Annotated in this window: 17 protein-coding genes; 10 read left to right on the forward strand and 7 right to left on the reverse strand. The window is 71.3% G+C overall.

Going from position 1 to position 17,881, the window contains the following annotated elements; genetic code table 11:
- Positions 1–191: 191 nt before the first annotated feature.
- The 3 genes from AB0C03_RS13775 to AB0C03_RS13785 form a co-directional block, all read right to left on the reverse strand.
- Positions 192–905 (reverse strand): hypothetical protein, encoded by a 714-nt coding sequence (locus AB0C03_RS13775; protein WP_357636861.1) that lies wholly within the window; start codon positions 903–905, stop codon positions 192–194.
- A gap of 255 nt (positions 906–1,160) precedes the next feature.
- A complete protein-coding gene (locus AB0C03_RS13780; RefSeq protein WP_357636864.1) occupies positions 1,161–2,423 on the reverse strand; it encodes a glycosyltransferase in 1,263 nt (420 codons plus the stop codon).
- A gap of 7 nt (positions 2,424–2,430) precedes the next feature.
- Positions 2,431–3,015: a tetratricopeptide repeat protein gene (locus AB0C03_RS13785; protein ID WP_081883922.1), complete on the reverse strand. Its 585-nt coding sequence runs from the start codon at positions 3,013–3,015 to the stop codon at positions 2,431–2,433.
- A gap of 258 nt (positions 3,016–3,273) precedes the next feature.
- Here AB0C03_RS13785 and AB0C03_RS13790 point away from each other — a divergent pair, with 258 nt between their 5' ends.
- Both AB0C03_RS13790 and AB0C03_RS13795 read left to right on the forward strand, forming a co-directional pair.
- Positions 3,274–4,422, forward strand: a complete 1,149-nt coding sequence (locus AB0C03_RS13790) for a hypothetical protein (RefSeq protein ID WP_357636868.1) — start codon at positions 3,274–3,276, stop codon at positions 4,420–4,422.
- A gap of 122 nt (positions 4,423–4,544) precedes the next feature.
- A complete protein-coding gene (locus AB0C03_RS13795; RefSeq protein WP_357636871.1) occupies positions 4,545–4,826 on the forward strand; it encodes a hypothetical protein in 282 nt (93 codons plus the stop codon).
- Between the two features lie 125 nt (positions 4,827–4,951).
- On the opposite strand, the gene AB0C03_RS13800 is transcribed toward AB0C03_RS13795, so the two are convergent.
- Positions 4,952–5,914, reverse strand: coding sequence for a zinc metalloprotease (locus tag AB0C03_RS13800; protein WP_210864974.1), 963 nt, complete (start codon positions 5,912–5,914; stop codon positions 4,952–4,954).
- A gap of 158 nt (positions 5,915–6,072) precedes the next feature.
- Positions 6,073–6,825 (reverse strand): TIGR03089 family protein, encoded by a 753-nt coding sequence (locus AB0C03_RS13805; RefSeq protein ID WP_357636875.1) that lies wholly within the window; start codon positions 6,823–6,825, stop codon positions 6,073–6,075.
- A 144-nt stretch (positions 6,826–6,969) separates the two neighbouring features.
- On the opposite strand from AB0C03_RS13805, the gene AB0C03_RS13810 reads away from it, so the two are divergent.
- Complete coding sequence (locus AB0C03_RS13810; RefSeq protein WP_357636877.1) at positions 6,970–8,088, forward strand: hypothetical protein; 1,119 nt, start codon at positions 6,970–6,972, stop codon at positions 8,086–8,088.
- Between the two features lie 54 nt (positions 8,089–8,142).
- Complete coding sequence (locus AB0C03_RS13815) at positions 8,143–10,449, forward strand: esterase-like activity of phytase family protein (RefSeq protein WP_357636880.1); 2,307 nt, start codon at positions 8,143–8,145, stop codon at positions 10,447–10,449.
- A gap of 156 nt (positions 10,450–10,605) precedes the next feature.
- Here AB0C03_RS13815 and ligD (AB0C03_RS13820) read toward each other — a convergent pair whose 3' ends face one another.
- Together ligD (AB0C03_RS13820) and ligD (AB0C03_RS13825) are read right to left on the reverse strand one after the other, a co-directional pair.
- A complete protein-coding gene (ligD, locus tag AB0C03_RS13820; protein ID WP_030334300.1) occupies positions 10,606–11,523 on the reverse strand; it encodes a non-homologous end-joining DNA ligase in 918 nt (305 codons plus the stop codon).
- Positions 11,513–12,454, reverse strand: a complete 942-nt coding sequence (ligD, locus tag AB0C03_RS13825) for a non-homologous end-joining DNA ligase (RefSeq protein ID WP_210862853.1) — start codon at positions 12,452–12,454, stop codon at positions 11,513–11,515. The genes ligD (AB0C03_RS13820) and ligD (AB0C03_RS13825) overlap by 11 nt, the downstream gene beginning before the upstream one ends.
- 85 nt (positions 12,455–12,539) lie before the next feature.
- On the opposite strand from ligD (AB0C03_RS13825), the gene ku reads away from it, so the two are divergent.
- From ku to AB0C03_RS13855, 6 genes are all read left to right on the forward strand, one after another.
- Positions 12,540–13,568: a non-homologous end joining protein Ku gene (gene ku, locus AB0C03_RS13830; protein ID WP_030334296.1), complete on the forward strand. Its 1,029-nt coding sequence runs from the start codon at positions 12,540–12,542 to the stop codon at positions 13,566–13,568.
- Between the two features lie 73 nt (positions 13,569–13,641).
- A complete protein-coding gene (locus tag AB0C03_RS13835) occupies positions 13,642–14,280 on the forward strand; it encodes a DUF4241 domain-containing protein (protein WP_030334294.1) in 639 nt (212 codons plus the stop codon).
- A gap of 148 nt (positions 14,281–14,428) precedes the next feature.
- Positions 14,429–15,109, forward strand: coding sequence for an FKBP-type peptidyl-prolyl cis-trans isomerase (locus AB0C03_RS13840; RefSeq protein ID WP_030334292.1), 681 nt, complete (start codon positions 14,429–14,431; stop codon positions 15,107–15,109).
- Between the two features lie 189 nt (positions 15,110–15,298).
- Positions 15,299–16,126: an SCO6745 family protein gene (locus tag AB0C03_RS13845; protein ID WP_030334291.1), complete on the forward strand. Its 828-nt coding sequence runs from the start codon at positions 15,299–15,301 to the stop codon at positions 16,124–16,126.
- 31 nt (positions 16,127–16,157) lie between these two features.
- Positions 16,158–16,811: an HAD family hydrolase gene (locus AB0C03_RS13850; protein ID WP_030334289.1), complete on the forward strand. Its 654-nt coding sequence runs from the start codon at positions 16,158–16,160 to the stop codon at positions 16,809–16,811.
- A 28-nt stretch (positions 16,812–16,839) separates the two neighbouring features.
- Complete coding sequence (locus AB0C03_RS13855) at positions 16,840–17,850, forward strand: NADPH:quinone reductase (protein ID WP_030334287.1); 1,011 nt, start codon at positions 16,840–16,842, stop codon at positions 17,848–17,850.
- The last annotated feature ends 31 nt before the right edge of the window (positions 17,851–17,881 follow it).

A 17,881-nucleotide genomic window follows, 5' to 3' on the forward strand; every position in this document is an offset into this window, starting at 1 on the left:
ACCCCCAAAACCCCCACTGTACGTGTAGTACAGCGTGTTCATATACCATACTATAGGTGTCCCCCCCGGGCCACCCCTCCGGCCCCCAAAACTTCTTGATCACCGCGGTCGGCCGGGTTCACCGCGGTCGGCCGGGTTCACCGCGGTCGGTCGGGTTCACCGCGGTCGGTCGGGGTCTGGGCCGGGGGGGGTCAGTGCGTGGGGGGTGGGCAGCGGTCGGGGAGGGTCACCTGGCCGGGGCGGTGGTCGAAGGTGTCCATGGTGAACCACTCGTCCAGTTCCGGGTCGAAGAGGTTCTGCAGGCCGAACTGCAACACCTGCCACCAGCGGCTCGGGTCGCGCTGGTCGACGTAGATGTCGCCGAGCGCGAGCGGGAACCGGAAGAACTCCCCCGGCACTGTGGACCCGCCGACGACGCCGACCCGCCAGTGGTCGACGTGCCGGTCCTTGGCACCCTGCAAAATCTCCGGCCCCACGTAGCGGGCGCTCTTCAGCTTGTCGTTGAAGATCTGCCGGTTGAAGAACCCCGGGACCTTGCTGCATTCGCGCGGCGGGAACAGTGGGATGTTCGGCCACTTGTAGGTGAGCGTGTAGAGGGTGTTCTCGTAGATCAGGTTCGTGAACCAGATCGGGTGGTCCGGCCCGCCGGCGATCATCTGGCTGTTGCCGTCGCGGCCCTGCCACGAGAACGGCACGTCGATGCCGAGGTCCCGCACGATGTACCGGCCGGTGCCCTGGAAGTCCGCGGGAAGCAGCGGTGGGCGCGGCTCGCGCGGGTCGGGGACGGAAGGGCCGTCAGCCTGGGCCGCGCGGGGCAGTGGCGCCGCCGCCGGGCCGGGTGCCGCAGCCGGGCCGGGCGCGACGACGCCCAGCGCGAACAGCCCACCGGCGATCGCCGACAGCACTGTCCGATGTGTACGCCTCGACGCCACCACTGCCCTCCGCCGGCTGTGAGAGTGCCAACTGCCTTCGGCGCAGCGTACGAGCAGGCAAAACGTGAGAGATGGCGGAACGGCTCGGCTCCACCGGACGGGTGAGGCGACGCGTAATCGGAGCAGACCATGCTGGCACCCCTCGCCTACGGGCTCGCGGTCGTACTCAGCCTCTCCCTGGGCAGTACACCTAGCCGGCGGGCGCAGACCCGCGTTACGGCCGTCGGCTCAGATCGTCAACGGACCTCCGTTGCGGGTCTCGTCCTTCACCGCGATCAGGTTCGCGACGACGTACGGGATGTTGTGCGCCTGGTGGAAATCGCTCGGGAAGTACGTGCCCAGGCGAGACACCTGGAATCGGCAGCGGATCTCCGGCACGAAACGTGCGTACTGGTCGTTGGTGAAATACCAGAACGAGTTCTCGTTGTAGAACGCGACGTGCGTCGGATCCTGGTACGCGCCCCGTCCGTCCGAACTGGGCGTCAGGGACAGCAGCAACCCGTTCGGGGCGAGGACCCGGTACAACTCGTTGAACATCCCCATCTTGTCCGGGATGTGCTCCAGGAAGTCGACCGCCCGGATCACCCCGACGCTGTTGTCCGGCAGGTCGATCCCCTTCGTGACGTCGCAGACGATGTCCACGCCGTCCCCGGCACGGCGATCCAGCCCGAGGAACCCCTCCGGCTTGTTGTGTGCCGCTCCCATATCCAGGGCCAGCAGGTCCCGCCGTTTCGCCCAGGCCAACGTGTTGAACTGGATGTTACGGTCGTAGATCTCCACGGACCGCCGCTGGATGCGCGCGTTGACCTCAGGGTCGCGCTGGGTGTTCCTGGCGTGCATCCGTTGCAGGTAAAGGCACTTGGGGATCTGGTGAAACTCGGCCGCCTGGTACAGCCGGCACATCAGGTCGAGGTCATCGGCCACGTCGAGTTCCTCGTTGTAGCCGCCCACCTTCTCGTACAGATCCCGTCGGAACGCCCGGACGTGGTTCGGGGCGTACCAGATGTAGCTGACGTTGTGCGGCGTCGGCTCCAGCGAGTGGCAGGCCAACACCGCACGCCCGTCGACCCGCTCGTCGCGGTAGCGCCACCCGTGCGCGGCGGCGAACCGCGAGTCGTCCCGGCCGCCGTCCTCGCTGATCTGAGCCGTGTCGCTGTAGACGAAGCCCGCCCCGGGGTTCGCGTCGAAGGCGGCCACGATCTCCCCCAGGCAGTCGCTGCTGAGCAGGTCGTCGTCGTCGAGTTCGACGAGGATGTCCCCGTACGCCTCGGCGCAGGCCTGTCGCTTCACCGCACCGACACCGGACAGCCCGTCCCGCACCAGGAGGCGGATCCGTGGATCGTTCGCCTCGGGGCGCCACCGGGTGCCCTGGTTGAGAATGACCACCCACTCCCAGTCCGCGTACGTCTGCGCCAGCAGGGACTGCAGACAATCGTCCAGGAAGCGGGTTCGGTTGCTACCTGTGAAAACCGTGACGTGTGGTGCCTTCACCACACGATCACCTCCTTGTCTTCTGCGGGCGGAAGTCCTCGGGGACGGCCGACGCAAGCTTCGGATCCGCACCGATCGCCGACGCGAACGCCTCCTGGGCGCCCGTCCGGTCGTGCTGCTTGACGAGCATCAACCCCAATCGCAGGTACGCCGTGGAAGCGCCCTCATCGGCACCGACGATCTTGCGATACAGCGCGACCGCCTCGTCCGGCTTCGCCTCCTCCAACAGCATTGCCTTGTTGTAAAGGGCCGGCCGGTAGGAGTCGTCGATCTGCAGTGCCTTGTCGTAGTCCGCCATCGCTTCGCCGGTCGCGTTACGCGACTGGGCGAGGTAGCCGAGGTTGAACCAGGCGAACTTGTTGTCTCCCTGAAGCGCGACCACCTTCTCGAAGGTTGCCTTCGCCTCGTCGGACTTGCCGGCCTGACCCTGCTCGATACCCTGCTGGAGCAGGACCCCCGGGTCCTCCTGCCCGGCCCCTGGTGCGACGGTCCCGCCGGATTCCTTCGCCACGGGTGTCTTGTCGTCACTGCACGCACCCGCCCCGCCCAGCAGCACAGAGCCGCAGGCAAGTGTGCCGAACACCTGTCGCATTCTCACTGTCTTCCTCGTTCCTGCCGATCATTGTGGGTGCTTCGCTGATCACGATGTGGCGGGCGCGCAGATGACATAGACGAGGCCGGGTTCCGTTCCGAGGAAGTTGGCCTGCCATCCGACCGGCGTACCTCCTACTACGAGCGGGCTGTCCACGTTCACGGTCCCGTTGGTGGTGTAGCCGCCGCCCGTCGCCACTTCACCGGTGGGGCAGCTGACGGTTTGAAAGCCGGTCCCAGGCACATCAGAAGATTCGACATGAACGCCTGCCAGGACACCCTGAGCGCCCTGAGCGCCCTGAGCGCCCTGCGGCCCGGTCTCGCCCTGCGCACCCTGGAAACCCTGCGGGCCCTGCGCACCTTGCGGACCGACCTCGCCCTGGAAACCCTGCGCACCCTGCGCACCGACCTCGCCCTGCGAACCCTGCGCACCCTGCGGCCCGACCTCGCCCTGCGGGCCCTGGAAACCCTGCGCACCCTGCGGGCCAGCCTCGCCCTGCGAACCCTGCGGACCAGCCTCGCCCTGCGAACCCTGCGGCCCGGCGTCGCCCTGCGAACCCTGGAAACCCTGCGCACCCTGCGCACCCTGCGCGCCCTGCGGGCCAACCTCGCCCTGCGCGCCCTGCGGGCCGGCGTCGCCCTGCGCACCCTGCGGCCCGGCCTCGCCCTGGAAACCCTGCGGGCCCTGCGCGCCCTGCGGGCCAGCCTCACCCTGCGAACCCTGCGGCCCGGCCTCGCCCTGCGGACCGGCCTCGCCCTGCGCACCCTGGGAACCTTGCGAGCCCTGCGGACCCGGCGAACCGGTCACACCCTGCGGACCCTGGGGGCCCTGGAAACCCTGCGGCCCTTGGGGACCCGGCGAACCCTGCGGACCCCGCTCACCCCGCTCACCCTGCTCACCCTGCTCACCTTGGAAACCCTGCGCGCCGGTAGCACCCTGGAAGCCACGTGGGCCTCGTGGACCACGTCCCCCGCGTTCGCCCTGCGGACCTTGCGGCCCCTGCGGACCCACCTTGCCGCCGTCATGGTGGCGTCGACCCGGCTCCTGGTCCTGCCACTGCCAACCCTGCGGACCGGACCATCCGTCGGGGCCGCCGTCCCGCACGAGGGTTGCGCCGGGCTGCCACGCCTGCGCCTGTCCGAGCGGCCCGGGCGTGCCCTGGTAGCTGCGCTCGGCGCGGGCCTTGTGGACCACCTCGGCCGCCTGAGCGGGGGTGACGCCTGTGGTCATGCCGGCCACGATCAGCACGGAGCTCAAACCCGATGCGGCCTTGATGTGCCGGGGACTCACCAGCGGCTTACGTTCCGTGTTTTCCCTCATGTCCCCTCCACCGGAACGGGTCGGCACATCTCGAGCCCTTCCCAGGACGCGCAGGAGTCACAATATCGGCGGGCCTACCCGATGTAGGCAAACGTAGTTTTAGCCCCAAATACCTCGCAACCACCCGAAATAGGTCGATCGCTGGGCATCGCCTCCCGTGGTGGTGTGCCAGACCCCTGTCGGCTGGCGTGCCGGTGCAGATCCATGGCATGAACCCGGACCCGTTCCTCGCCGGTGGGGGCCATCTGGACGTGCACATCCCCGGCCGGGCACTCAAGGATGTCTTCCAGCGGTACGAGGGGAGCTGCGCGGGCTACCACCAGCGCTCGCAGAACACTTACGGCTGCCAGAGGTTCTGGATCGAGGTCGGCGTCGAGAAGGAGCTCGGGCTCAATTGCAAGCCCGGGATCGAGGCGTACGGGCCAGGACGCAGAGGCGCTGTTCGCCAACTGACCCGCGCCCGGATCGTCGGGCCGACCCGTCCGGGCTGACCGGTCACGACGTCGGGGGTCGGCAACGTGCGGATCGAGGGATTGGCAGGGCTCCGCCGGACGGGTGAAGCAGACGGGCCGGCGGGTCGCCGCAGAGCGACCCACCGGCCCGGACCTCCAGTGGGCTATCCGGCGCCGCCGGCCCGGAACGCCACCCAGGCGTCGCTCATCCGGTCGGCCTGACCCGGCGTGAACATGTTCATGCAGGAGTCCTCGGTGTAGTCCATGAAGTTGTGGATCGGGTCAAGCCCGGGGGCGGTGCAGGAGTCCGCACCCACCGGGCAGTCGAACTGCGGCGCCGCCTCGCGTGGGGTGTCCGCGACGAAGTCGCCGGACGCGGAGCAGCCGTGCGCGAAGGTGTGCTCCAGCATCAGCCAGTGCCCGACCTCGTGCGTCAGCGTGTCACCCAGGGCGTACTTGCCGGCCGTGCCACCCGGCATCGACTCGTCGAGCATCACCACGCCGTCGATGTAGTCGCGCCCGTTGTTGTAGCCCTTCGGGAAGTACGCCCAGCCGAGCAGCCCGCCGCCGATGTTGGCCGCGTACACGTTCAGGGTCTCGGAGTCGCCGGTGTACAGCGCCTTCTTCATGTCCCGCTCGTTCTTGCCGGGCACGACCGTGTACCAGGCACTGTTCACCGTCCACGTGGTGTCGACGAGCGAGAACCGGAACGGGGTGTTGGCGGCGTCGCCGGCCGTGCGGCCCGCGAACGAGTCGTTGAGGACCGTCATCTGCGCGGCGATCAGGGTGTTCCACCTGGTCGTCTCGGCTGCGGTGAGCGGATGGTCGGAGATCATGTGGAAGACCGTCGGGATGGTCACGCTGCCGTTGGGCAGGCGCGGCGCGTCCTTGATCACGCCGTAGGCGTTGGCCTCGTTCTTGGCGTACAGCGCCGGCTCCTGGACGGTGGCGCCCTTGGCGACCCGGGCCGCGCCGTGCGCGTCGGCACCCGGCTCGCAGGCGGCGACGCCCGGGGAGGCGGTCGCGGGCGCGGCCGTGGCGAGCGCCCCGGAGGCGCCGCCGGAAGCCAGGACCGTCGCGGCGGTGGCGGTGAGGACCGCGAGTCGGAAGGTCGATCTTCTGCGCATCGGTGCACCTTTCGTGAGGGAGGCGGTGCCGGGTCGATGGCGTCGCTGTTCGGTATGAGAACACGCCGACGACATCGACAAAAGCCCCTCTGAGCAGGGCAGATGACGATGTAACGGAACCGGACCGGTCAGCGCTGTTTGGGGCGCTCCGGCGGGGTTCAGAGGACCCGGGTCACCTGCTCGGCGGCGACGACCGCGTCCCGCCGCGCCGGGTCGAGATTGGCGCTGATCACCACGGACGCGCCGGCCGACAGCGGCGCGAGCAACCACTTCAGCGGCTGCTCGGTCTCGACCGCGTCGACCAGCAGCCGGTCGCCGGCCCGCAGGTCCATCATCGCGGCGACCTCCCGGGCGAGCGCCCCCCACTGGCCGTAGGTGGTGCCGTCCGCGCTGGCCGGGTCCGACGGGCGGATGGCGGTGTGGTCGGGTGTGACGTCCGAGTGGCGGAGCACCTCGGCGGACCAGTCCAGCCAGCCCAACGGCACGTCGGTCAGCCGACCCGCCCCGGTGCCGACGAGGTAGCGGTGCGGGGCGTCCGGCACGTCCTCCAGCCAGTCGTCCTGCCGCTGCGGGGTCACGAAGACCGCGTCGAACGGCCGGTCACCGCCCGGTTCGAGCACCGGCAGGCCCGCCGTGGCGCGCGGCCGGAACGACACCGCCAGGCCCGAGGCCCACGCGCCCAACAACACCGCGGCGGTACGCCAGTGCGGCGGCAGCAGGACCGCTACGCGGCTGCCGGGGCCAAGTCCACAGCCGTCCCGCAGCAGGCTGGCGCTGCGCGCCGCCCACGAGCCGACCTGCTGTGCGGTCAGGTCGACCCGCTCGCCGGTCGCCTCGTCGCGGTAGCTGAGCAGGGGACGTTCGACATCGGCGGGCCGCAGCGACAGATCGGCCGTGACGGTTGGCTGCATGTCCACGCTCCCCGGTGACGACGACGAAGTCACCCTACTCAACGACTTTGGTCGCGGCTGTCGTCGGCCGATGGCCGTAGCGGCCGGCCGGGAGGCCCGGGCACCGTACGAGGTGAACCCGAAAGCGCTGCCCGAGGAGCGCCCGTGCCGCCCGAACCCCAGCCCACCGACCGCCCAGCCACCGCCAACCTCCCAGCCACCGCAGACCGCCCAGCCACCGCAGACCGCCCCACCAACGCCCGTGCCGTCGCCGCCGCACGTCTTCCGCTGCGCCGACGGCTCCTACCGGTGATCGCGTTGCTGCTGCTCGCGCCGTGGGCGGCCGAGTGTTCGTGGGGTGGCTTCGCCATCGACGACTTCCTGCCGGTGCTGATATTCCTCGGCCCGATGTACGGCGGGGCGGCGATCCTGATCCGGGAGACCGCCCGGCACCTCGGCGCGGGTTGGCCGACGATCGTGCTGCTCGCCGCCGCGTTCGGCGTACTCCAGGCCGGCCTGGTCGACCAGTCACTGTTCAACCCGCACTACCTCGACGACACCCAGTACGCCGACACCCGTGCCGCGGCCGAGGCGTCGCTGGTGCCGGGACTCGAATTCAGCCTCCGGCAGGCCTTCGACTATGTGGGCAACCACATCGTGCTGACCATCTGCGCGCCGATCGTGCTCGTCGAGTCGTTCCTCGGACCGGGCCGCCGGCTCCGGCCGTGGCTCGGCCGACCCGGGCTGGCCGTGGTCGCCGTGCTGTACCTGCTCGGCAGTCTGCTGATCTTCGCGTCCGACGGGGGCCGGAAGAACTTCCTGGCCAGCCCCCTCCAACTGACCCTCGCCGCAGTGGTCGTGCTCGCCCTGGTCGCGACGGCAGTGCTGCCCCGCTGGCGTCGCCCCGCTCCGCGCCGGACCCGCCGGCTGCCGCACCCGCTGTGGCTGGGCCTGCTGGTCGTCCTCGTCCGGCTCGGCGCCGACCTCGCGCCGGGCTGGGCGGGGGTGACCATCGCGCTGGGGCTCGCCGCCATCATGGGGGCCGCCATCGCCTACTGGTCGTCGGGCGTGCACTGGAGGCAGCGGCACGTGCTCGCGGCCGGCACGGCCAGCGTGGTCAGCGCCGCCGCGTTCGCCTACCTGGTGCCGCCGTACTCCCCGGGGAACCCGACGGCGGCCCTGGCCGGCGACATCGCGGTCTCCGTCATCACCGTGGCCCTAATCGGCGGCGCCTGGTGGCGACTGCGCCGTGCTTCGCCGACTGTTCACGTCGGCGCAAGCTGATGCTCCCCAACAGCTGTCAGCCTCCGTGCGGGTACGACCTAACGGAGGAAGTCCTTGACTCTCAGAAGAGCATTCACCGCGCTCACCGCAGCCGGTGTCGCCGCCGCCAGCCTGGCCGGGGCCACCCCCGCGTCGGCCGGCGGGCACCACCACCCAGCCAGGTCGCTCGCCTTCGACCGGGTCGCCACGTACCCGGTCTTCCAGAACCGCCCGGCCGGTGAGGATCCGACGACAGCGACGGTCGCCGAGATCTCGGCGGTCAGCGAGGACGGTCGCACTCTGATCCACACCGACGCGCTGGCCCGGCGCATCGGCTTCCTGGACATCTCCCGCACCGACCGGCCGCGCGGCCTCGGCACGCTCTCCCTGGCCCAGCTCGGCGACGCCGAGGACGAGCCGACCTCGGTCGCCGTGGTCGGCAGGTACGTGCTGGTGGTGGTGAACACCAGCGCCAGCTACACCGCGCCGTCCGGCCGGCTCGACGTGATCGAGCTGGCCAGCCGGCAGCGGGTGGCCAGCTTCGACCTCGGCGGTCAGCCCGACTCGATCGCAATCAGCGCTGACAAGCGGTACGCCGCGATCGCCATCGAGAACGAGCGCGACGAGGAGGCCACCCCGCCCGGCGGAGAGGAGGGCGACCTGCCCCAGGCACCCGCCGGTTTCGTGCAGATCGTCGACCTGACCGGGAAGTCCCCGGCCGGTTGGCGGCTGCGGCCGGTAGCGCTGACCGGGGCCGACGGCAGTGCGCTGCCCGCGCTGGTGCGGGCCGGTCTCGCCGCGCCGACCGACCCCGAGCCGGAGTACGTCTCGATCAACAGCCGTAACCAGTTGGCAGTGACGCTGCAGGAGAACAACGGCGTCGCGGTGGTCGATCTGCCCACCGGGCGGATCACCAGAGTGTTCAGCGCCGGCACCGCCACGATCAGCGGCATCGACACCAGGAAGGACGGTGTCATCGACCTGACCGGCAGCATCACCGACGTGCCGCGCGAGCCGGACGCGGTGGCCTGGATCGACGACCGCTATCTCGCCACGGCCAACGAGGGTGACTGGCGCGGCGGCACCCGGGGCTGGTCGGTCTTCGACAGCCGCAGCGGACGGGTCGCCTGGGACGCCGGAAACTCCTTCGAGCGGCTCGCCGTCACCTACGGCCTGCACAACGAGGACCGGGCCGGCAAGAAGGGCACCGAGCCGGAGGGCGTGGCGGTCGCCGAGTACGACGGCGTGCGGTACGCGTTCGTCGGCTCGGAGCGGAGCAACTTCGTCGCCGTCTACGACCTGAGCGACCCCACCCGGCCGGTGTTCCGGCAGGTGCTGCCGACCACCAACGGGCCGGAGGGGCTGCTGCCCATCCCGTCGCGCGGGCTGCTCGCGGTCTCCAGCGAGGAGGACGACGCCTCGGTCAACGTCCGGGCCTCGGTGTCGCTGTTCCGGCTCGGCACTGGCACCCCGGCCTTCCCGAGCATCGTCTCCGGCACCGACCGGGCGGGCGCCCCGATCGGTTGGGGCGCGCTCGGCGCGCTGAGCGCGGTCCCGGGCAAGCGGGACCAGCTCTACAGCGTCACCGACGCCGCGTACAGCCAGACCCGCATCCTCACCATCGACGCGAAGCGGACGCCGGCCGTGATCACCGGTGCGCTGCCGGTGCGGGACGCTGCCGGCGCGCCGGTCGGCTACGACGCGGAGGGCGTCTTCGCCCGCCCGCAGGGTGGCTTCTGGCTCGCCGTGGAGGGTGCCACCGGCGCGGAGAACAAGCTGGTCCGGCTCGACGCCGCCGGGGTCACCCGGCAGACCGTCGCGCTGCCCGCCGAGGTCGCCACCGGCCTCGGCAAGCAGGGCCTGGAGGGGGTCACCGCGACCACCGACCGGCAGGGTCGGGAGATCGTCTGGGTGGCCGTGCAGCGGGAGCTGAGCACCGATCCGGCCGGCGTCGTCCGACTTGGGCGGTACGACGTCGCGGCGGGCACCTGGAGTTGGTTCGGCTACCAGGTGGGGGCCACCAGCGTGCCCGGCGACTGGATGGGCCTCTCCGAGATCACCGTGGTCGGTGACCGGCTCGCGGTCATCGAGCGGGACAAGCTGAACGGCCCGGCCGCGACCGTCAAGCGGGTCTACACGGTGCCGCTGCCCGGTGCGGCTGCCACCGGCCCGCTGACAGTGCTGCCGAAGACCCTCGCCGTCGACGTGCTGCCCGCGCTGCGCGCCACCAACGGCTGGACCCAGGAGAAGCTGGAGGGTCTGACGGTCGCCGGCAACGGCGAGGTGTACGCGATCACCGACAACGACGCCGTCCAGGACGCCACCGGCGAGACCGTGCTGCTGCGCCTCGGCTCCAGCCGGAAGGTCTTCGGACACCGCTGATCCGGCACGGGCCGTGCGCGACCCGGCCCGCCAGGTCGATGTGCTGTTGAGCGGTATGCCTCAGAGTCATATTGATGTTTCTGAGGCATACCGCTCACTGCCACATCCGACCCGACGGAGGTGACCGGCGGTGACCGCCGACCGGCCCAGCCAGGTTCAGCCCTTTACCGGGAGTTCCGGGCCGCCGTCGAGCAGTGGAGCGAGCAGGTCGTCGTACTCCTCGACCCGGTCCAGGACCTCGGCGGCGGTGAACTGGCGGACGGCCGGCTTCCGACCGCGGGCGCCGGCCTCCACCTCGTCCCAGGTCAGCGGCGTCGACACCGACGGCACCGACTGGGCCCGCAGCGAGTACGGCGCCACAGTGGTCTTCGCCGCGTTGTTCTGGCTCCAGTCGATGAAGACCTTGCCCGGCCGGAGGTTCTTCGCCATCTTCGACACGATCAGCTTCGGGTGGGCCTTCTCCAACTCCTGGGCGATCCGGCGGGCGTAGTCGGAGACGAGGTCCGACGACTGCGTGCCGGCGATCGGGCAGCAGAGCTGCATGCCCTTCTTGCCGGAGGTCTTCGGGTACGACTCGATCCCGTCGTCGGCGAGCCGGTCGCGCATCAGGACCGCCACCGGGCAACACTCGGCGAGCCCGGCCGGCGGCCCCGGGTCCAGGTCCACGACCATCATGTCCGGGTGCTCGCCGACCTTCCACTGCGGCGTGTGCAGCTCCAACGCGGCCAGGTTCGCCAGCCAGACCAGGGTGGGCAGGTCGTCGGCGACCACGTAGTCGATGGTTTCCCGGCCCTTCGTCGACCCGGGGGCGGGCAGGTTTTCCACCCGCACCCAGTCCGGGGTCGCGGCCGGTGTGTTCTTCTCGAAGAACGACTTGTCGTCCACCCCGTTGGGGAAGCGGATCCGGGTGACCGGTCGGTCCCGCAGGTGCGGCAGCAGCACCGGGGAGATCCGGGTGTAGTAGTCGATCACCTCACCCTTGGTGAACCCGGCCGCCGGGTAGAGCACCTTGTCCAGATTGGACAGCTCCAGCGAGCGGCCCTCGACGTCCACCCGTAGCCGCTCAGCCGGCATCGTCGACCTCCTCCGGAGGCTTGTCCGGGCGCAACCGCAGCACCCGGGGGAAGCGCAGCCGGCCGTCGGGGGTGCGCTGGCCGTACTTCACCTCCACCACCACCCGGGGTTCTACCCAGATGGCGCCCCGGGCATCCTCGCGCGGCACACCCGCGGCGAACGGTGACACGCCGGAGCGCAGCGGCTCCAGCTCGGCGAGGAGCTGCCGCTCGATGGCGGCGCCGATCCCACCACCGACACGGCCCCGGTAGATCAGCCGGCCGTCCGGGCCGGGCACCCCCACCAGCAGCCCACCGATCCGACGGGCGCCCGGTCGCCAACCGCCGATGACGAAGTCGCCGGTCACCTCCAGCTTGACCTTCACCCAGTCCGGCGAGCGCACCCCCGGGCGGTAGACGGCACCGACGCGCTTGGCCATCACCCCCTCCAGGCCGTGCTCACCGGCCGCCTCGTAGGTGGCCGGCCCGTCGGCGAACATCGGCGGCACCGCCCACCGGGGGCCGCCGAGGGCGAGCGCGTCCAGCGCCTCCCGGCGGCGCTCGTACGGCCAACCGGTCAGGTCGTCGCCGTTCAGCCGCAGCAGGTCGAAGATCATGTAGGTCACCGGCATGACCGCTGCCAACCGGGCCGCCTTGTTCCGGTCCCGGACGTGCATCCGCTCGGCCAGCGCGGTGAACGACGGCTGCCCACCCTGCCCGAGCAGCACCACCTCGCCGTCGAGCAGGGCGTCGTCGACCTGCTCGGGCAGGGTGGCCAGCTCCGGGTACGCGGCGGTGATCTCCACGCCGGAGCGGGCATACAGGTGCTGGTCGCCGCCGGAGATGTCGGCGAGCGCGCGGACGCCGTCCCACTTGAACTCGTACGCCCAGCCGTCACCCGCCGGGAGCGGCCCGGTCATCGCGAGCATCGGCTTGAGCGGCGCGCCGGGCACGACCCGACTGTAGTAGCAGGCCGAACACCTCGCGTCCGGTTCTTTCGGATGCGAGCATGGTCGATACCGGGGAAGGGAGCGCAGGATGCGTGCCATCTGGAAGGGAGCCGTGTCGTTCGGGCTCGTCTCGATCGGGGTGAAGCTCTACTCCGCCACCGAGGAGAAGGACATTCGGTTCCACCAGGTGCACCGCGAGGACGGCGGTCGCATCCGCTACAAGCGCACCTGCTCGGTCTGCGGCGAGGAGGTCACCTACGACGACATCGCCAAGGGCTACGACATCGGCGGCGGCGAGATGGTGATCCTCACCGACGAGGACTTCGCCGACCTGCCGCTGACCAGCTCCCGCGCCATCGACGTGCTGGAGTTCGTCCCGGCCGAACAGGTCGACCCGATCCTCTACAACAAGGCGTACTTCCTGGAGCCGGAGGGCGCGGCCACCAAGCCGTACGTGCTGCTGCGCGACGCGCTGATCGACTCGGAGCGGGTGGCCATCGTCAAGGTGGCGCTGCGCCAGCGGGAACAGCTGGCCACGCTGCGGGTCCGCGAGGGTGTGCTGCTGCTCAACACCATGCTCTGGCCCGACGAGATCCGTACCCCGGACTTCGGTTTCCTCGACGAGGACCTGAAGGTGCGCCCGCCGGAGCTGGCCATGGCCAGCTCCCTGATCGACTCGATGACCGGCGAGTTCGAGCCGGACGTCTTCACCGACGACTACCGGGCCGCGTTGCAGGAGGTCATCGACGCCAAGGTGGAGGGTCGCGAGGTCGTTCAGCCGGAGGAGGTCGAGGAGGCCCCGGCCGCGGCGGTGGACCTGATGGCCGCGTTGAAGGCGTCGGTGGAGCGCGCCAAGGCGGCTCGCGGCGAGCAGCCCGCCCGCGCGGGTGGCGGTGCTGGCGAGCCGACGCCCATCTCGTCGGCCCGGTCCGCGCAGAAGGCAGCGGAGAAGAAGGCGGCCAAGGCGCCCGCGAAGAAGACCGCGGCGAAGAAGACGGCCGAGAAGAAGGCGGCCGAGCCGGCGAAGAAGACGGCCGCGAAGAAGACCGCCGCGAAGAAGGCGGAGCCGGCGAAGAAGACCGCCGCGCGCAAGACCGCACCCCGCAAGAGCGCCTGACCGTACGGCCCCGACGGCGGTGTCCGTCGGGCCGGGTACGCTCCGCCGGCCGCTGGCGACCGGAGGAGCCCCCATGCCGTACACCCCTGATCTGGACCGGTTGTTGACGCCCGGCGCCCGCTTCACCGACGAGCACGGCGGATACCTGATCGAGGTCCAGCCGGTGGGCGACATCGTGTTGCCGACCGGCCGCGTGGTCGGGTGTGACCCGCTGGTCTGCCCGGAGGCGGAGCCGTTCACGGTGACCGTGCCCCCGGGGCGGTATCCCGCCCGCGCCTGGGTGGCGGTGGTGCTCCGGGAGGACGCCGAGGTGGACCGACGGGTTGCCGCGCTGGAGCTGGTCGTCTCCGCCGAGCCGACGGTCCGCTGGGAGCCGGCCGTCGCGGGTGACCAGGACGTCGCCACGCTCGGTGCCGACGACTACTTCGGGTACGGGGTGGACGCCGGCGTCGGCACCTTCGCCGACCCGAGCGCGCTCGCCGTCCTGGAGGGTTGGGACTCCGATCGGGTCGAGGAGGTCTTCATCCCCGCCGAGCTGCCCTCGTCCCCGGTCCCGGGGCTGATCAGTGCCGTGGTGGACGAGGTCAGCGGTGCGAACGTGGTCACCGTGGCGAGCGGTTGGGGTGACGGCTGCTACGGCACCTGGATCGGTCGGGCCGCCGATGGCCGGGTCACCTCGTTCGTGACCGACTTCATGGTCGTCCCGGAATAGCCGCCCGAGAACGCCCCGGAACTGTCGCGCTGGGCGATCCGGGGCGTCCGCGGCGGGCACGGTAGGCCGCGGTGCGGGTACCGTGTGCGTCGGCTTTCCCCCCGGCACCGGGTGTGCCGGCCACACTTCGCAGCAGGGAGTCGACGACGTGAGCGAGCGGACGCAGCAGAACCGGTCGGCGGGCCAGGACCAGAGCCCGGCCACCAAGTCGGGGCGCCGCCTGGCCGCCCAGTTGGCGGCGAAGAAGGCCGCCGACGCGAGGCGGAAGCGCAACGCGTGGGCCAGCGGCCTCGCCGCCGTCGCCGTGGTCGGGGTGCTGATCGGCGTCTTCGTGACGATCGGCGGTGGCGACGACAAGCCCAAGAACTCGGCCGACTCCACCCCGTCCGCCTCCGCCCCGGCCGCCGACGAGGCCGGCGCACCTCCCGCGCCGCAGCTGCCCGAGGGCGCCGATCCCGCGCTGGGCAGCAAGCCGACGGTGACGCCGGGCACCGGTGAGCTCAAGAAGCTCGTCGTCACGCCGCTGATCAAGGGCACCGGGCCGGCAGTGCAGAAGGGCCAGAACATCACCACCAACTACGTGGGGGTGTTCTACAAGGACGGCAAGGAGTTCGACTCCTCCTGGAAGGCCGGCCAGCCGGCCACCTTCCCGATCGGCGTCGGCCAGGTGATCCCGGGCTGGGACCAGGGCCTGGTCGGGGTGACGGTGGGCAGCCGGGTGCAGCTCGACATTCCGGGCGAGCTGGCGTACGGCAACGACGAGGCCGCCGCCGGTGGACGTCCGACCGGTCCGCTGCGCTTCGTGGTGGATGTGCTCGCCGCCCAGTGACCTGCCCGGATCGTCCCGGTTGTCGCCGGGACGCGATGGGGTTGTTCACATGGGGCTTCCGGCCCGTCACCCAGCGGCAGTAGGTTCGGCGTCACCCCGGGCGGTTCGCCGTCCGGGGTGCCCCAGCTGGAACCGGACGCGGAGGTGCATGTGACGGCGCTGGACGAGCCTGGGCGGACCGCCCGGTCGATGTGGGCGTACTTCGAGCCGGTGCACGCTGTCACCTACCTCCACCCCCGGGCCCGTGCCGCGTACGAGGCGGTGGGGCTGCGCGGTTACTGGCGCGGTTACTTCGCCGGCCGGGCCGCGCCACTGGGCGCCACCGAGGCGGCCCCGGTGACTGCCGCCTTCTTCACCTTCGCACCGCCGATGGTGGCCCGCGCGCTGCCCGCGGTGTGGCGGTTGGCCACCCCGCAGGAGGCGTTGCGGGCCCGCCTGACCGGCGCGGTGCAGGCGCTCGCCGAGCTGACCTACGAGCTGCCGGAGTCGCATCTGGTGGAGGCGGCCGACCTGTTGGAGCGGGCGGCGTCGGCGGCGCAGACCGCAGGCCGGGTGCTCGGCGCGGCCAACGCGGCGCTCCCGGCCGGCGAGTACCCGCTGGCCCGGCTGTGGCAGGCCGCCACGACCCTGCGCGAGCACCGTGGTGACGGGCACGTGGCGGCGCTGGTCGCCGCCGGGCTGGACCCGGTGGAGACCCTGACCGCGCGGGTGGCGCTGGACGGCTCACCGCCGCAGTACCTGCTGGGCCGGGGCTGGTCCGAGGAGCAGTGGCAGGCCGCCCGTGAGCGGCTCACCGAGCAGGGCTGGCTGACCGGTGACGGCGCTGCCACCGACGATGCCCGGGCCGGGCTCCAGGCCGTCGAGGACGCCACCGACCGGGCCGCCGCGCACCCGTGGCGGGCGTTCGCCCCGGACGACACGAACCGGCTCCGGGAGTTGCTGGAGCCGATCGCCCGCTCCTGCCACACCCTGGTCCCGGAGGGCAGCCCGGTCGGGCTGCCGGCGCTGCCCGGCTGACGGGCACCCGCCGGTCGGGCAGGATGGGCCCGTGACGGATGCGGTGGTCTTCGACCTGGACGGCGTGATCGTGGATTCCGAGCCGGTGTGGGAGGAGGTCCGCCGGGCGTACGTGGCGGCGCACGGCGGAACGTGGCAGCCGGACACCCAACGCCGACTGATGGGGATGAGCACCGGCGAGTGGGCCCACTACCTCAGCGGGGAGCTGGGCGTCGGGCGTACCGCCGAGCAGGTCGCCGTCGAGGTGGTCGAGGAGATGACCCGCCGCTACCGCGAGCACGTACCCCTCATCGACGGTGCCGACCAGGTCGTCCGCCGGCTGGCCGCGCGGTGGCCGCTCGGGCTGGCGAGTTCGTCGCCGACCCGGTTGATCGAGGCGGCGCTGGCGGCGACCGGCCTGACCGACGCGTTCGGCGCGACCCTCTCCACCGAGCAGACCGAGCGGGGCAAGCCCGCGCCGGACGTGTACCTGAGCGTGGCGCAGCGCCTGGGCGTCGACCCGACCCGCTGCGTGGCGGTGGAGGACTCGTCCAACGGGGTGCGTTCGGCAGCGGCGGCGGGGATGCGGGTGGTGGCGGTGCCGCACGGCTCGTACCCGCTCGATCCGGACGCCGCGGGGCTGGCGGTGGTGACGCTCGACGCGATCGGTGCGCTGACCCCGGAGCTGGTGGACGAGCTGGGTTGACCGGGGCCGAGCGGGGTAGAGACCACGGATGAAGGCCATCGTGTACGAGCGCACCGGCGACCCGTCGGTGCTTTCTCTGGTCGACCGGCCGGTGCCGGAACCGGGTGCGGGCGAGGTCCTGGTGCGGGTGGCGGTCTCCGGGGTGAACCCGACCGACTGGAAGTCCCGCCGCAGTTCACCGCCGGACGGGTGGCAGATTCCCGGGCAGGACGGCGCCGGGGTGGTCGAGGCGGTCGGCGCGGGGGTCGATCCCGACCTGATCGGTGAGCGGGTGTGGATCTGGGAAGCGGCCTGGCAGCGACAGTGGGGTACGGCGGCGGAGTACACGCTGGTGCCGGTCCGGCAGGCGGTACGCCTCGGCGACGCCCCGTTCGAGCTGGGCGCCGCCCTGGGCATTCCGTTCCTCACCGCGCACCGCTGTCTGACCGCTGGGGAGTTCATGCCGGACACGTTGCGGGCCGGCGCGTTGGCGGATCACACGGTGCTGGTGCAGGGCGGCGCGGGAGCGGTCGGCAACGCCGCGATCCAGCTCGCCCGGTGGTCCGACGCCACGGTGATCGCCACTGTGAGCAGCGCGGAGAAGGCGCAGCTCGCCGCGTCGGCCGGTGCCTCCTTTGTGATCAATTATCGGGAGCAGGACGTGGTCGAGGAGGTCCACAAGATCGCCCCCGACGGGGTCCACACGATCGTGGAGGTCTCTCCCGCCCGTAACGCCCCGATCGACGCGCAGGTGCTGCGGCACGGCGGCGCGGTCTGCATGTACGCCGACGACGGTGGGGGCGAGGTCAGCATCCCGATCCGGGCGATGATGGCGCCGAACGCCCGTTGGCAGTTCGTGCTTGTCTACACGGAGCCGAAGGCGGCCAAGGCGCTGGGCGTGAAGGACGTGGCGGCGGCGGCCAGCCAGGGCGGCATCCGGGTGGGTGCGGACGCCGGGCTGCCGTTGCACTACTACCCCCTGGCCGAGGCGGCAGCGGCGCACCAGGCGGTGGAGGACTCGACGGTGGGCAAGGTGCTCATCACCACCAGCGACGCCTGATCGGGTCGCCGATCGCCCGATTTCCCCGTCA

Source organism: Micromonospora parva, assembly GCF_040649675.1.
GTDB lineage: Bacteria > Actinomycetota > Actinomycetes > Mycobacteriales > Micromonosporaceae > Micromonospora > Micromonospora parva.